This is a genomic window from Pantoea sp. EKM20T (assembly GCF_011800485.1).
GTDB classification, from domain to species: Bacteria; Pseudomonadota; Gammaproteobacteria; order Enterobacterales; family Enterobacteriaceae; genus Pantoea; species Pantoea agglomerans.
Window position 1 is genome coordinate 114,552 of the sequence record NZ_JAALFW010000011.1, and the last position, 14,794, is coordinate 129,345.

At 55.3% G+C, this 14,794-nt stretch carries 13 protein-coding genes; 5 read left to right on the forward strand and 8 right to left on the reverse strand.

What is annotated here, in order from left to right; translation table 11 throughout:
• The first annotated feature begins 112 nt into the window (after positions 1–112).
• Both HFD94_RS17980 and HFD94_RS17985 read left to right on the forward strand, forming a co-directional pair.
• Complete coding sequence (locus HFD94_RS17980) at positions 113–352, forward strand: hypothetical protein (RefSeq protein WP_010256895.1); 240 nt, start codon at positions 113–115, stop codon at positions 350–352.
• 405 nt (positions 353–757) lie between these two features.
• Entirely contained in the window at positions 758–2,893 is a 2,136-nt protein-coding gene (locus HFD94_RS17985; protein WP_129063457.1) for a bifunctional diguanylate cyclase/phosphodiesterase, read from the forward strand.
• 55 nt (positions 2,894–2,948) lie between these two features.
• Here the strand turns inward: HFD94_RS17985 and HFD94_RS17990 are convergent, their stop codons facing one another.
• Positions 2,949–3,533, reverse strand: coding sequence for a GNAT family N-acetyltransferase (locus HFD94_RS17990; RefSeq protein ID WP_167433352.1), 585 nt, complete (start codon positions 3,531–3,533; stop codon positions 2,949–2,951).
• Positions 3,534–3,793: 260 nt separating this feature from the next.
• Here HFD94_RS17990 and HFD94_RS17995 point away from each other — a divergent pair, with 260 nt between their 5' ends.
• Together HFD94_RS17995 and HFD94_RS18000 are read left to right on the forward strand one after the other, a co-directional pair.
• On the forward strand, positions 3,794–4,363 hold the full coding sequence (locus tag HFD94_RS17995) for a pyridoxamine 5'-phosphate oxidase family protein (protein WP_167433353.1): 570 nt from the start codon (positions 3,794–3,796) through the stop codon (positions 4,361–4,363).
• Positions 4,364–4,649: 286 nt separating this feature from the next.
• Positions 4,650–6,128, forward strand: a complete 1,479-nt coding sequence (locus HFD94_RS18000) for a YsnF/AvaK domain-containing protein (RefSeq protein WP_167433354.1) — start codon at positions 4,650–4,652, stop codon at positions 6,126–6,128.
• A 213-nt stretch (positions 6,129–6,341) separates the two neighbouring features.
• Here the strand turns inward: HFD94_RS18000 and HFD94_RS18005 are convergent.
• From HFD94_RS18005 to HFD94_RS18015, 3 genes are all read right to left on the reverse strand, one after another.
• Positions 6,342–7,435 (reverse strand): IS3 family transposase gene (locus tag HFD94_RS18005; protein ID WP_132499675.1). Its coding sequence is split into 2 segments (ribosomal slippage): positions 6,342–7,204 and positions 7,204–7,435, totalling 1,095 coding nucleotides; the frame shifts between segments, so codons are not numbered across the junction.
• A 99-nt stretch (positions 7,436–7,534) separates the two neighbouring features.
• The gene (locus tag HFD94_RS18010; RefSeq protein WP_022624214.1) at positions 7,535–7,828 is read right to left on the reverse strand and encodes a DUF1493 family protein; all 294 of its coding nucleotides are present in this window, start codon (positions 7,826–7,828) and stop codon (positions 7,535–7,537) included.
• The gene (locus HFD94_RS18015; protein WP_163800220.1) at positions 7,822–8,280 is read right to left on the reverse strand and encodes an STM2901 family protein; all 459 of its coding nucleotides are present in this window, start codon (positions 8,278–8,280) and stop codon (positions 7,822–7,824) included. Before HFD94_RS18015 ends, HFD94_RS18010 begins: the two co-directional genes overlap by 7 nt.
• A gap of 662 nt (positions 8,281–8,942) precedes the next feature.
• Here HFD94_RS18015 and HFD94_RS18020 point away from each other — a divergent pair.
• A complete protein-coding gene (locus HFD94_RS18020; RefSeq protein ID WP_167433355.1) occupies positions 8,943–11,489 on the forward strand; it encodes an excinuclease ABC subunit UvrA in 2,547 nt (848 codons plus the stop codon).
• A 55-nt stretch (positions 11,490–11,544) separates the two neighbouring features.
• On the opposite strand, the gene HFD94_RS18025 is transcribed toward HFD94_RS18020, so the two are convergent.
• The 4 genes from HFD94_RS18025 to HFD94_RS18040 form a co-directional block, all read right to left on the reverse strand.
• Positions 11,545–11,799, reverse strand: coding sequence for a Txe/YoeB family addiction module toxin (locus tag HFD94_RS18025; protein WP_010256862.1), 255 nt, complete (start codon positions 11,797–11,799; stop codon positions 11,545–11,547).
• Positions 11,796–12,047 (reverse strand): YoeB-YefM toxin-antitoxin system antitoxin YefM, encoded by a 252-nt coding sequence (yefM, locus tag HFD94_RS18030; RefSeq protein ID WP_010256861.1) that lies wholly within the window; start codon positions 12,045–12,047, stop codon positions 11,796–11,798. The genes HFD94_RS18025 and yefM overlap by 4 nt, the downstream gene beginning before the upstream one ends.
• 184 nt (positions 12,048–12,231) lie before the next feature.
• The gene (locus HFD94_RS18035; RefSeq protein ID WP_167433356.1) at positions 12,232–13,071 is read right to left on the reverse strand and encodes an MBL fold metallo-hydrolase; all 840 of its coding nucleotides are present in this window, start codon (positions 13,069–13,071) and stop codon (positions 12,232–12,234) included.
• A gap of 167 nt (positions 13,072–13,238) precedes the next feature.
• On the reverse strand, positions 13,239–14,552 hold the full coding sequence (locus HFD94_RS18040; protein WP_010256858.1) for a CitMHS family transporter: 1,314 nt from the start codon (positions 14,550–14,552) through the stop codon (positions 13,239–13,241).
• Positions 14,553–14,794: the final 242 nt, after the last annotated feature.

Consider the following 14,794-nt stretch of genomic DNA (forward strand, 5'->3'; position numbering starts at 1 on the left):
TGATAAGTGTAAAACGCCGGGCTGTTAAAACTTAACTCAAATTTATGTTTTGGCCGCAGGCGTGTTCTTCCGCCCGGCCATCTCGCCGGGGCACCGTATGCGGAGCGTTTATATGGGAAATCAGATTTTACAGCGGCCTGTCGCCGTCCAGCACAACGTGCGTGAGCTGCGCCTTGCGGCCGGTCTCTCTCAGGAGATTGCAGCCGAGCGTTTCGATCTTAGCCAGCGTGTCTGGCAGACGAAAGAAGCATCGAAAAATCCTGCACTGCTCAGTCAGGGAGAGTATGAACTGCTGATGCTGCTCGCCGGAGAGCATCCGCACTATCAACTGGTACCAAAGCTGAAAAAGTAAGGCGTTCATCCTCTGTTTTCTCTTAAGTAAAGTCATGTCGGGCCGATATACAGACCTAAGCGAGGCGCATTACCGCCTGTCTGATATGCTCTGGCCAGATAATACTGGGCGGTCCGCCGCACCCTCTCTGGCAGGGATAACGTGTTAACTGATGCCTCGCTGTCTGCGGTGTCAGCTTTATCGGACTCAGCGCGGCAACCTGTTGCTGCCGGGTTTACTGACGGGCCTTTCTTCCGGCAACGGATCGGCAGCGAACTCTGCGCGTTCTGTCTGATTGAACGTGTCCTCTTTATGCTGTGTCAGGCCAGCCACAGCAGATAACATCAGAGGAGAGTTACGCTGAAACGTCCAGTTTATCATGATGCCGAGGCGGCTCGCCTCGACGCACTTAAGCAGTATCATCTGATGGATTCACCGCCGACCGATGCGCTGGATCGCCTCACTACGCTTGCCGCGCGGCTGTTTCGGGTGCCGGTCGCTTTTGTCTCGCTTATCGACGAAAAGCGGCAGTTCTTCGCCTCCCGGTACGGTTTAAATATTTCAGGTACGGCACGCAACGTCGCCTTCTGCCACCATACGCTGGCGCAGGGCGATATCCTCTGCGTGCCCGATACGCTGAAAGATCCGCGCTTCCGCGACAGTCCGCTGGTTCACGGCTACCCCTTTATCCGCTTTTACGCGGGGATCCCGCTTTCGACCCCGGATGGGCATCATATTGGCACGGTCTGCCTGACCGACAGCCATCCTCGTGAGCCGTTAACTGCAGAGGATCGAAAGCATCTGAACGATATTGCTGCACTGGTGATGGATCGCATGGAGATGCATCGTCTGGAGTTATTGCGCTACACCAGCCAGCAGCGACTCGAGGCGATCTCATCCACTTCGCCTGACGCCATTGTCTGCACTGACCTTCGGCGTGGCATAACCTTCTGGAACCCGGCCGCCACCGCGCTGTTCGGCTACAGCGCAGAGGAGATGCGCGGCCAGTATATCAGCGAGCTGATCCCTGCTCGCTGCCAGGCTGACTACCGTAATGAACTGGTCCGGATTACCTCTGACGAAGCGGCTATCTCGCACCCTCGCTCTTTGCAGATATGGGGTGTTACGCGTGAAGGTCGTGAATTTCCGGCAGAGGTCTCTTTTTCGGGCTGGCGTGAAGAGGGCGAACGGCTGGTGGGCATGATCATCCGCGATGTCACGGCCCGCTATGAGAGTGAGGCGCGGCTCTGTGAGCTGGCCTCACTGGATATGCTGACACGTCTCGCCAGCCGCAGCGCGTTTATGGATCAGGTCGGCCAGCTGACCAGGGCGGGCGTCCCCTATACGTTACTGATGACCGATCTCGATGGTTTTAAAGAGGTTAACGATACGCTGGGGCATGCTGCAGGCGATGCGTTGTTGTGCCACGTTGCCGAACAGATTCGTGCGGTCTGCGCCAGTGCCGTGACGGCTGCGCGCCTGGGCGGTGATGAATTTGTGATCCTGTTAGCGGGCGGCAGCGCAGAGGCGGCGATCACGGCGGAGAAACTGATTGCGGCCGTTCAGACGCCGTTCCGCTATCACGACTCACCGGTGGTGGTCGGTGCCAGCACCGGCATCGCCTCCTATCCGGAGCACGGCAGGGATCCCTCTTCGGTGATGTCCGCCGCTGATCTGGCGCTCTATCGCGCCAAAGCGTCGGGTAAAGGCTGCAGCATGCTGTTTATGCCCGCGTTTCGTGAAGCGGAGCAGCAGCGGCGCCGTTTTGAGCGCGAACTGGAAACGGCGGTGCGGCAGCAGCAGTTCACTCTTTACTATCAGCCCCGCTACGACGTTGAAAGCGGAAAGCTTATTGGCTGCGAGACACTGGTGCGCTGGCAGCATCCGACGCGCGGGCTGCTGTTGCCGGCTGAATTTATCGGCATGCTGGTTAAAAGTCCGCTTTCAGTCACGCTGGGTGAATGGATCATCCGCAGTGCTCTGGCACAGGTCCGGCAGTGGCAGGTTCGCTCTCCTCAGCTTCGCGTCAGCATTAACCTGTTTCCGCGCCAGCTGGCAGGGAACAGCCTGGAGACGGTAATACGTGAGAGTGCCGGAGGCGATGCCGGTTTTGTTGAGCTGGAAGTGGATGAGCCACTGCTGGCCGTGCTGATGCAGGATATGCCGGTTCAGGTTGACGCCGTACGCCGAACGGGAGCCTCGTTCGTTATCGATCATTACGGGCGTACGCTGGGGGCGATTAACCTGCTGCGCTATAGCGTTGTGACGGGTTTTAAAATCGATAAGTCGATGACGCACGAGCTGGGTTCCAGCATGCGGGTGCGTATGATGTTCCGGGCCATTACCGCGCTCGGCAAAAGCCTGGGAATCCGGGTGGCCGCCGAAGGGGTGGAAGACAAAGAGCAGATCGCTTTTGTTACGGCCGCCGGATGCGACATTATGCAGGGCAATGGCCTGTGCCAGCCACTGACGCCGGCGGACTTTGAGGCGATGCTGTGCGGAGAGGAGCACAGTGCGCCCGCTATCGCTATCGCCAGCGGTTATGACGTTACGCCACGCTAATCGGTCTGATTGTGGCGAGCGTAGCGGAGGATGCCCGACGCTGATGGTCTGCGCCTCAGGGTGAGTGTGCGGGCTGGTATTCCTGTTTCAGCAAGCCGAAGATCCAGTCATCCTGCCACTGGCCGTTGAGGAAGAAGTTCTGCCGCAACGTCCCCTCCTGCACAAAGCCTGCTGAAATCAGGGTCCGGCGTGAGGCCGCATTGCCTGCCGTCACCGTCGCGATCAGTTTGCGGTAATTCTGCTGTTCAAAGCAGAAGGTGATAATGGCATGCAGAGACTCGCTGCCGTAGCCTTTGCCCTGCGCATCTGCGGCCAGAATAAAGCCAAACTCCGCAATACCCTCTCCGCGATCGATAAACCCGCAAAAGCCAGCCGGAGCACCGGATGTTTTTTCTCCGATAACCAGACAGAGCCAGTGCCTGCAGCCCTTGTACCAGGCGGGCAGGCGGACATCAAATGAGTGGGTTCTGATCTCTTCAGCGCTGCGCGGATCGCTGATGTACTGCATCACCGATCTATCCTGACTGACTGCCAGATAGAAGGGCCAGTCTTCCTGCCGAAGTGACCGATAAGTCAGGCGCGGCGAGGTGACTTTCAGCAGTATTTCAGCCGGTACTTTAGCAGACTCTTCAGTTGTCATCGTGCAACTCCCTGCGGATCGGATCTCTGTGGCGATGGCGCAAAAATAACACAGAGTGGCTGACTGGCGGGACGCGCTTTTGCCGCTCTGCGAGGTATCCCGCAATCCCGACGCTATCTCAACAGCTCCTGCTCTCGTGCATTGTCCAGCTCCCGCTTGCCACATTTGCTCTTATCGCTGCGCTGTCAGGCCTTCTGCCCACTTCATTGCTACGCTTTTAGCCAGATGGCTGAAAATTGATCCTGATGAGAGTAATCCCCATGGAATTGAAAACGTTTGAAACTGGAGCCTGGGCTGCGCTGCAGGAATCTGCAACCGATCCACAGGGTGGATTTCGTTATCTGATGCTCTGTACGGTCGATGCTCTGTTGCAACCTCAGGCGCGCACCGTGGTTCTGCGCCAGTGTGCCGACGACCGCCGGATGCTGACATTTCATACGGATGTTCGCAGCCCGAAGTGGCAGGAGATGGCGGCGAATCCGCAGGTCACCGTGGTGGGATATTGCCATCAGCGTCGCCTGCAGTTGCGGCTGGCAGGGCGGGTTGCGTGTTATGCGGCGGGAAGTGATGTTGCCCGGGCAGCCTGGCGTGCGTTACCGCGGCACACGCGGCAGACTTACACCGGCGGACCTCCTGGGGAAGCGCGGACAACGGCTAACGAGACGTCTGATGCGACGGCAGCGGAAACCGGGGAATCCCGTTTTGGCGTGGTGATTTTGCAGGCCAGTGTGCTGGACGCCTATCAGCTTCATCGAAACGAAAATCAGCGCGCCCTGTTTCGCTATTCGGCTAACGGCGAGTTGCAGGAAAGCGAATGGCTCAACCCCTGACCCGATATGCCTGATTCACTTCGGGTCGGGTTAACGCCTGATTGATCCTCTTTTCGCGCACGCGATAAAAGAGATTTCACTGTCTGCCGCTTCGTTAGCTGTTTTTTATCTGCCGCACCGCTTAATCGATTTTAGCACCACGTTATCTTCATATAATGGCGTTTTTCTGCTTTTTCCTATCTTTTGTCATTGTTTGTGCCAGGCTTTAACTAACCGAAAAGCAGTGACTTATGCTCAAGGTAAAGGAAAGTACAAATGATCGCTCTGTATTACAGGCAGGTTAAACATGAACAATCAACCTCCTGAAAAACCAGGGTCAGAGGGTAGCGACCAGGTGCTAAGCCTGGCGGAGGAAACCGGTGAGGTCTCAAAACAGCGGGTCATCGACGGTCATGTCAGGGTTACCCGACAGGTCACTGAGCATCAGCAGAAGATTGCGCTGATGCTCCGGCACCAGACGGCGGAAATAGAACGCATTCCTAAATCGGAACGGCTGGCTGAGATGCCGGAGATCCGTGAAGAAAATGGCGTTCTGATCATTCCTGTCGTTGAAGAGGAAATCGAGATCGTTCGTCATCTGGTGCTGAAAGAGGAGTGGCATATCCGCAAAGTTGTCAGTGAGGAAGCGACAGAACAGGTCGTCTCCCTGCGCAAACAGCACGCTCACCTGACCCGTACACCCTATTCAGAGCCGTCCGAATCCATCACCGAGGAACACAACATGGCGTGTGAAACAATCGTAACAATGTTCAGCAATATCTCACTGGCAGAGGGTGCAAAGCGTAACCTGATCAAGGCCGGGTTCCTGGATGATGACATTGATATCATCTCCGGTGATCGTTTGCGTACCGAAGGTCAGGAGGCCCGTCACCCTGGCTTCTGGCAACGCCTGTTCGGCAATACGCTGGAGGAGGATCAGGCCGAAGTGTATGAAGACGCGATGCGAACCGGCGGAGTAGTGCTGTCGCTGCGGGCCGATGAAGATGAGTTACCTCGCGCCCTGGGCATCCTTGATGCACATGAAGAACTTACCGAGCGCAGTGCGGCGCTGCCCGATGATTACGCGCCCGGTTACGCGACCAGTGATGGTCTGACTGCACCTGCCAGTGGAACGCTTCAGGATAATGCCGCCGTCGATCCGCTCTCTACCGATCCTGCCCATCGTGGCGCTGCCCGTACCGCCCTGACCGGTGACGAAAGTGACGAGGATGTACTGCGTCTGGCCGAGGAGCGACTGGAAGTGGGTAAACGTCTGGTCAGTGAAGGTTCAACCCGCGTTCGTCGCTACACTGTCACCGATCAGGTCTCAGAAAATGTCTCGCTGCATGAGCAGCACGCCGCAATCTTCCGTCGTCCGGTGAATGAATCAGGTTCACCCACTCATGTTGACTGGTCTGAAAAAACTGTCGAAGTGGAAGAGACGCATGAGCAGCCCGTAATTAATAAGACCGCGGAGATCATTGAAGAGGTGGTGTTACGCAAAGAGACAAGCGATCGGGTTGAAACTATCAACGATTCGGTACGCCGTCAGGAAGTGGATATTGACCATGCCAGTACAGATCCTCTCGGCGCAGATCGGCTGACCGGGAATCGTACTGTGGCCGATCCGTTGCTTGAAAGCACGCGTCAGGCCCGCGCTGACCACGACACCCGTCCGGTAACGCCAGGCAGCGAGCCAGCGCATAAAGAGGGTTTCGCGGAAAAGGCCGGTGATAAAATCGCGCAAGCGAAAGAGAAAGTCGAAGACAAGTTTAAAAAGCCGTAATGCCGGATCGGTGATTGTCGCCTTCTATGCCTGAAAACCCGTCGCAGACGGGTTTTTTTCATAAATCACACTGAAATTCTGTAGGCAATTTAATGGCATCACTTAGACCTGACACCCGTTGACGGAGAATGGCCACATTGAAAGTTGTATAGAGCTCTCGTCTTAAGTGTGTGTACGTTATTCGTGACCTGCCCCTAGTATTAGATACAACGATCAGTTAGTAATGTCGGTTTGTTCACCTTCTGATTTTCCATTTCTCCAGCCTGCTGCAAATTCAGACGGCGTCTGGTAATTCAGCGATGAATGAGGTCTGGACTCGTTATAGTCCTGCCGCCAGTCATTAATGATTTTCCGGGCATGAACAATATCGCTGAACCAGTGTTCATTCAGGCATTCATCGCGAAAGCGTCCGTTAAAACTCTCAATAAATCCGTTCTGTGTCGGTTTACCGGGCTGAATAAGCCGCAGCTCCACGCAATGCTCAAAGGCCCATTGGTCAAGTGCTCTACAGTTAAACTCCGGCCCCTGGTCAGTTCTTATCGTAGCCGGATATCCGCGAAACAGCGCAATACTGTCCAGAATATGCGTGACCTGCACGCCTGAAATCCCAAAGGCAACAGTGACAGTCAGGCATTCCTTTGTGAAGTCATCGACGCAGTTAAGGCACTTGATCCTGCGACCGGTGGCCAGTTCATCCATGACGAAATCCATTGACCAGGTCAGATTGGGCGCATCCGGGCGAAGCAGCGGAAGCCGCTCAGTCGCCAGACCCTTACGACGTCGTCTGCGCTTCACACTCAGGCCGTTAAGGTGATAAATGCGGTATACCCGCTTGTGGTTGACGTGAAGGCCCTCACGACGCAATAACTGCCAGATCCGCCGGTAACCAAAGCGACGGCGTTCAGGTGCCAGCTCTGTGATGCGTAGAGATAGCTGCGCGTCAGCAGCCGGACGCTGAGCTGAATAACGGCAGGTTGAAAGAGACAGACCTGCCAGCCTGCAGGCACGACGTTGCGACAGACCCGTTGCATCACATATGACTTCCACGGCTTCCCGCTTCTGGTCTGTCGTCAGAACTTTCGACCCAAAGCCACCTGAAGCGCCTCCTTATCCAGCATGGCTTCGGCGAGCAGCTTCTTAAGGCGGACGTTCTCCTCTTCAAGTAACTTAAGCCGCTTTACCTCAGGGACTTCCATGCCGCCAAACTTCTTGCGCCAGGTGTAGAAAGTAGCGTCTGAAATAGCATACTTACGGCAGAGTTCCCGTGCAGAAACCCCGGCTTCGGCCTCGCGGAGGATACTGATGATCTGTTCGTAGGAAAACGCTTCTTCATGGGGATGCCCTCATGTGGCTTATGAAGACATTACTAACATCGGGGTGTACTAATCAACGGGGAGCAGGTCATATCAGTCATAGCACCATCGCCTGGCACGGGCTGACTCGATTACCATCCCGATAGTAAGAGGGATGGCCTCGCGCGGGTTTTTTGGATAGTAGAGGCTGAAAGTCACCAGATCAGAATCCATTCCAAACGCATCGAAGACGTTCTGAAGGCATTCCGCAGCGTCCTCCGGGTCAAGCTTCATGTCCTGATTAAGCGACATCTCTGGCGTGAGTGTTTTTTTCCGGAACGTAAGCAGCGATCGGCCGTTCCACGGCTCAATGAGTGCCATTACGCGTGCCTGTGTGTCATCTACCATAACTTATCCTCCCCGCGAGCGATGGCATTGTACAGTCTGACCGAATTGAAACTGATATCGGCAACGTCTCTTGCCAGAATCACCCAGCCCACGACGGGTATCGCCCGACCAACAAAGGTGCTGAGCTTATGCGTAAAAAGGATACGCGCGGTCCGGGGCGGGTATCCCCCTACGATGGTGGGGAGCTGTATGCCGAAAGGAAACTTGGCGTTAGGGAATACTCTGCGTGCTGCCCGTGAGGCATAGGAGGTACCTTTGAGAGCATCGCGCGGTTTGGTGCGGGTAGTCAGGACATTACGTCCAGACAGGATGGCCACGATCGCTCCGAAGTCATCAATGCCCAGCTGTTCAGCGACTTCTTCACAGAAAATCATGAAAAAGAGCTCACCAGCGGTGAGGTTCGGTCTAACTGCGTAGAAATAGGTGTTATTGAGTTCTTCAGTCGTATCCACTGCCAGCTCCCACAAGTTCACTTCATTCATCATCCTGATGCTTTTTAAACAATACCTCGCGCGTTCATGCTTGACAACCTGACGGTCTGGGACAGGATAATAAAAAACGGTAATTTCACCTCATCTCCCTACAGGCACTCGCGGCATCATTTCAGAAATGGGCATGGTTTCGCTATCCTTATGTCTTAAATGATTTTTTATGCCGTCAGCGCGCTGAATAACGGGAGCGGGGCGTCATCAGGCACTCTGGGGTGCATACCTGGCCATAGAGAGATAAAGGTTATAGAAAGGTTCCTGGGGTATTAAACATTTCCCATTGTCTATATCCATACCTTACATAGACCTGCATTTATCGATACCACAGGAATCTACATTAGAGTCACATAAGCGATTTGCTAGTGACGGCTTTGCCTTATTTAAGTTTGCTCCAGGGTTTTCTTAAGAGATAAGAAGGCTTCCTGTACATGCTGCTTACCAGTCTGTGCTGCCACGAAGCGATGAACCCCCCTCGCGTTGTGCAGACCGCGATCCCTGACTACCCTTGCTGTTGTTTCTATCCCCAAACGGGCCGGATAGCCTGAACGCCGGATTAGCATCTGCAATTTTTAGTCATTAACGGCAGGCGATCGTGAATCTGCCGTGCATTATCAATCAGGGAAATCATGACAGAACAACGCAACGCCGATCATTACCGCGCTGATGAGCACATTGATCCTTATATCTCGGTACAGGGTGCAAGAACACATAATCTCAAAGATGTTTCGCTGCGATTTCCCCGCAACGCCATGGTGGTGTTCACCGGGGTTTCAGGCTCCGGTAAATCGTCCCTCGCCTTTGATACCCTCTATGCGGAAGCCCAGCGCCGGTTTATCGAGTCGGTGTCGCCACATGCCCGTCGTCTGATCGATCAGGCTGCTGCGCCGGATGTGGATAATATTGACGGACTTCCACCCGCGGTGGCGCTTCAGCAGAGCCGGGCTGGCGCGCAGGAGCGTTCAACGGTGGGCAGCCTCACCCGAATTTCTGTCACGCTGCGTCTGCTGTTTTCCCGTGCGGGCGTAAGGCCTGAAGGCGTTCCCTTTATGACCGCCGATTTTTTCTCGCCTAACAATCCTGAAGGTGCCTGTCCGCATTGCCAGGGACTGGGAAGAGTGCACACCGTTAAAACCGAGTCGATGGTGCCGGATAGCTCACTGAGCATCCGCCAGGGGGCTATCGCTTCCTGGCCCAGAGGCTGGCATAACAAAAATCTGCGCAGCATCCTTGAGACGCTCGGCTACGATGTCGATGCGCCCTGGAATACGCTTTCAGCCCGCGACCAGCAGTGGATACTGCTGACTGACGAACAGCCATCGGTGCCGATTTTTGTCGGTCTGAATGCTGAGCAGCGCGAAAACGCGCTGGCGGCGGGCGAAGAGCCGGCTTATACCGGCACGTACACCAGTGCAGCAAAAATCGTGCTGCAGAGTTATTCGGGTGGCAGCGAGACGACGAAGAAACGGCTGGCGCGCTTTGTGACGGTCACTCCCTGTTCTGAATGCCACGGTAAAAGGCTAAACCGGGATGCGCTGTCCGTGACCTTTGCCGGTCATGACATTGCCAGCCTGAGTGAGCTGTCGGTCTCTGAGCTCGCTGAACTGCTGAAGCCTTATGCGCGTGGCGCATCACCGGACCTGCCGGCAGAGGCGGCACTGCGTGAGGCGGTCATCCGGATGGCGTCGGATATCTGTATGCGGCTTGAGCAGCTGGAAACGCTGGGTCTGGGTCATCTGGCGCCGGGACGCCGTACCACCGTACTCTCATCCGGCGAGCTACAGCGCGTGCGTCTGGCCACCCAGCTGATATCGCGGCTGTTTGGCGTGCTTTATGTGCTGGATGAGCCGTCAGCCGGGCTGCATCCCGATGATGTCAAATCGCTGCTCGCATCCCTGAAGAACCTGGTGCGTGCCGGTAATTCGCTGGTGGTCGTCGAACATAATATTGACCTCATCGCCGAGGCGGACTGGCTCATTGAGGTCGGCCCCGGCCCGGGAACGCATGGCGGCGAGATCGTCTATAACGGCGAACCAGCAGGGCTTGAAGACGTCAGTGCGTCACCCACCTCGGGCTATCTTTTCTCACGAAACTATACCGGGCTGCGCCAGCGCCGGCCCGCAGAGAGCTGGCTCTGCTTTGAACAGGTCTATTGCAACAATATTGCCGGAGTGGATATCGCCATCCCTCTGGGGAGAATGACGGCCGTCACCGGCGTGTCCGGCTCCGGAAAATCGACGCTGCTGAATCGCGTGCTTCCGGAAATGCTCGGACGTTTTGACAAAACGCCTGACATCGAGGAGGGCGAGGAAGAGGATCTGGTGCCGGACGTTAAGGGTCAGGTTGTCAGCGGAAGTGACGCCATCGGCCGATTGGTCAGAATCGATCAGCGTCCTATTGGCCGGACACCACGCTCAAATCTGGCCACTTACACCGGATTTTTCGATATCGTCCGCAGGCTGTTTGCAGACACCGACGCGGCGAAAGCCAAAGGCTTCAGCGCCAGCCGGTTTTCATTCAATCTGCCAGCCGGACGCTGTCCTGCCTGTGAAGGGCAGGGACAGATTTCGATTGAGCTGCTCTTCATGCCGAGCGCTACCGCAACCTGTTCCGTCTGCGCGGGAAGCCGTTATAACCCCGAAACGCTGGAGGTGAAATGGAACAACCTGACGATAGCGGATGTGCTTGATCTGACCGTGGACGACGCCACTAAGGTGTTTCATGGACATGACGGGATCCAGCGTTCGCTTAAGGCACTGACGTCGCTGGGGCTGGGATATCTGACCCTGGGTCAGCCCGCCACTGAACTGTCGGGCGGCGAGTGCCAGCGTATCAAGCTTGCCTGGGAGCTGCAGCGGGTCCAGCGTACGCCCACGCTTTATCTGCTTGATGAACCTTCAACAGGATTGCACCCGTCTGACATGGATAAGCTGCTGGTAGTGCTGGATGAACTGGTAAAGCGTGGTCATACCGTAATTATGGCGGAACACAACATGCGCATAGTGGCAGAGGCGGACTGGGTGATTGATCTGGGTCCCGGCTCGGGTCTTAAAGGAGGAAGGGTTGTCTCCTCCGGCTCACCGGAAGAGGTCAGCGCATCTGCAGAGAGTCTGACTGCGCCCTGGCTTTCCGCACAGCTGAAAAAGAGGGCGGGCGATCCGGATTGCGGTGGATGATTACGCCGCTGAAACTGGTGCATTGTAAGGGCTCAGGCGCAAGCTCCTGAGCCCGTCAGTAATGATAACGGCATGAGGCAATCAATAGAGCATCCCCGCTGACAGCGTACACCAGCCGATGTTCTGCCGTGATTCTGCGTGACCAGAAACCTGCAAGATTATGCTTTAACGGCTCGGGTTTTCCTTTGCCTTCAAAAGGCGTCCTGCTGGCATCTTTGAGCAGCTCGTTTATCTTTTTAACGGTTTTTTTATCGGCATCCTGCCAGTAGAGATAATCTTCCCAGGCTTCTGCGGACCAGGTTAGTTTCACTCAATAATATCCCTGTCAGTCCCGTTACCGCTTTGCAGGCTTTCGATAGAATCCATCAACCTGCGCGCATTTTTAGGTGACCGCAGCAGGTATGCCGTCTCTTCCAGTGAGTTATATTCCTCAAGCGACATCAGCACGCAGGATTCACCGTTCTGGCGAGTGATCAATACCGGCGCTTTATCTTCAACTGTCTGAACCATAGTGGCAGACAGATTCTGTCGGGCTTCGCTGTAACTGATTGCTCTCATAGTACCTCCGTAGTAAGTAATACAAATCATTGTACAATGATAAGCTATGACAAGGAAGCTTAAGTGAGAAGACTGGATATGAAATCGCGAAAGCGACAAAGTAACAGGCGCCTGACAAACCATAACCCTGAGTTTTCATCCGGTCACCATGCTGCTCGAATCAGTGAATACGGGTATTTTCTCATCAGCGCAGCGGCGCATTAACCTGTAACGCATCCAGCTCACGGGCGTCGTGACTGCAAAAAAAGGTGATTTCGCCGCCGCGCTGGCAGGAGAGCTCACGCAGTCGCTGCTGATTGTGTCGTCTGGCCACGTTATCCATGCCCATCATCCACTGGTAAAAGCGCAGTCCCGGCGTGCAGTGTCGCGTCTGCTGCCGCATTTCGCCGCGGTAAAACCAGGCATCGCCGCCGTGCAGCAGCCAGCCATCGGGTTGCTGAATCGCGATACCCGCGTGACCCGGCGTATGGCCCGCCAGCGGCACCAGCAAAATCTCCGGCGGTAAGTCACGCAGGCGATTAACCGCCTCAAAACCAAACCACTTTTCTCCCTGCGGCTGATAGGTCTCCCAGTTCCTGATCCCACCCCATTGTCCGGGCCGGTAACGTTCCCGTGACAGCCAGCTATGACGCTGATGCGCGGTATCAACCTCCTGCTGCAACAGATGGATTCGCGCCTGCGGAAAATCGGTTAGTCCGCCAGCATGATCGAAGTCGAGATGGGTCAGAATAATATGCCGCACATCCTCAGCCCGGAAACCCAGTGACGTAACCTGTGACAGTGCGGTCAGTTCATCGCGGCGCTGAATATTGTTTAATGCGCGGAAAAAGCCGGACAGGCGGCTGCCGGGCGCATGGATATCCTGACGACCAAAGCCGGTATCCACCAGCACCAGCCCGTCGCGATCCGTCTCAATCAACAGACAGTGACAGACCAGATGTGCTTTCAGGCCTTTACTGAATCCATCATAGAACGCGCCGCCCAGCGGACACATACAGCCACAGTTAAGGTGGTGAATTTTCATCGGGCCTCCATAGGGGCAATGGGGATATTTCTGAGAGGCTACGGCCTGTCCGGCGCGTAGCACATCAGCCTGGCTATAGAGTGTAGAGAGGGATGACGCAGTAGGCGGAGCGGTGAAGCGGATAACCGGGCAAAATTGCCGGTTATCCGCCAGAAAGCAGAGGATTATCAGGTGTGGAACAGCGGGAAAGCACCGGTCAGCAGACCGCCTGCCATCAGCACCAGACTGACCAGAATCCCCCACTTAATTGCAAAGCGCTGGTGGTCGCCGATGTCGACTTTCGCCAGACCCACCAGCAGGTAGACTGACGGCACCAGCGGACTCAGCAGGTGGAATGGCTGGCCGACAATAGAAGCGCGGGCAATCTCTTCTGCGGTAATGCCGTAGCTGGCCGCCGTCTGGGCGATAACCGGCAGAATGCCGAAGTAAAAGGCATCATTCGACATAAAGAAGGTAAACGGCAGACTGACCAGCGCGGTGAACACCGCCAGGTAAGGTCCGAAGCTGGGCGGGATCACAGCCAGCAGGCTCTTCGCCATGGCGTCAACCATGCCGGTGCCGGAGAGGATGCCGGTGAAAATACCGGCGGCAAAAATTAATGCGGTCACCGCCAGCACGTTACCGGCATGGGAGCTGATGCGGGCTTTCTGCTCCTCCAGCGTGGGATAGTTGAGCATCACCGCAATCGCAAACGCCAGCATAAACAGGATCTGAATCGGCATTAAACCAATCACCAGCAGCACCAGCAGCACGGTGGTCAGGATGAAGTTAGGCCAGAACATTTTCGGACGGCGATTGGCTGCGCACTCTTCGGCATCGCCCAGCCCCAGCTCAATGTTGTCGAGATGATGATCTTTCATGGTCATCACGCCAAGGCGCTTACGCTCACGCAGGCCAAACAGCACCGCCATCGCCACCAGGCTGGCACAGGCCAGCAGCATGGCTGGCAGCATCGGAATAAAGATATCAAGGGCGTCAATGCGCAGTGCCGCCGCGGCACGGGCTGTCGGACCTCCCCAGGGTGAGAGGTTCATGATGCCGCTGGCAAGGTTCACCAGACAGGTCATCATCAACACGTTCATGCCCAGCCGGTGATAGAGCGGCAGGAATGCGGCAATGGCAATCATGTAAGTGGTAGAGCTGTCACCATCCAGAGAAACCAGCAGCGTTAGTACCGCCGTTCCGACCAGCACTTTCAGGGGGTCACCGCGCACCATCCGAAGAATAAAGCGCACCAGTGGGTCAAACAATCCGGCATCGATCATCAGACCGAAATAGAGAATGGAGAAGGTCAGCATCACGCCGGTAGGGGCCAGCTTTTTGACGCCGTCCAGCATCATGGCACCCAGACCTGCGTAAAAACCGCCAATCAGCGCAAATATGGTTGGTATCAGGATCAGCGCAATCAAGGCTGACATGCGTTTGGTCATGATCAGATACATGAAGCAAACAACCATGGAAAAACCCAGTATCGTCAGCAAATTAACAGCCCTCGCAATGGCGGAAAAGTAATGAAAAAGTTACATACCGGCAGGAAAATTCAGGTAATTACTTAGCGTGGTAATGATTAACCTGTTGTTTTAATTAACCCTGCATTCAAAGATGATAATAAATAGTTGTCAGTATTTAGCATTTCTTTAACAAAGAAGGGTGATCATGATCATCTTTAAACGGTTCTTAAACGAGATTGTGTGACTGAGATCAAAGGGTGTCGAAGTGTAAC

Excerpts from the sequence above, each read along its gene's own strand:
- yefM (WP_010256861.1), bottom strand. The coding sequence starts at position 12,047 with ATGAGAGCAATCAGTTACAGCGAAGCCCGACAGAATCTGTCTGCCACT.
- HFD94_RS18020 (WP_167433355.1), top strand. The coding sequence starts at position 8,943 with ATGACAGAACAACGCAACGCCGATCATTACCGCGCTGATGAGCACATT.
- HFD94_RS17995 (WP_167433353.1), top strand. The coding sequence starts at position 3,794 with ATGGAATTGAAAACGTTTGAAACTGGAGCCTGGGCTGCGCTGCAGGAA.
- HFD94_RS17980 (WP_010256895.1), top strand. The coding sequence starts at position 113 with ATGGGAAATCAGATTTTACAGCGGCCTGTCGCCGTCCAGCACAACGTG.
- HFD94_RS17990 (WP_167433352.1), bottom strand. The coding sequence starts at position 3,533 with ATGACAACTGAAGAGTCTGCTAAAGTACCGGCTGAAATACTGCTGAAA.
- HFD94_RS18035 (WP_167433356.1), bottom strand. The coding sequence starts at position 13,071 with ATGAAAATTCACCACCTTAACTGTGGCTGTATGTGTCCGCTGGGCGGC.
- HFD94_RS18000 (WP_167433354.1), top strand. The coding sequence starts at position 4,650 with ATGAACAATCAACCTCCTGAAAAACCAGGGTCAGAGGGTAGCGACCAG.
- HFD94_RS18010 (WP_022624214.1), bottom strand. The coding sequence starts at position 7,828 with ATGGTAGATGACACACAGGCACGCGTAATGGCACTCATTGAGCCGTGG.
- HFD94_RS17985 (WP_129063457.1), top strand. The coding sequence starts at position 758 with ATGGATTCACCGCCGACCGATGCGCTGGATCGCCTCACTACGCTTGCC.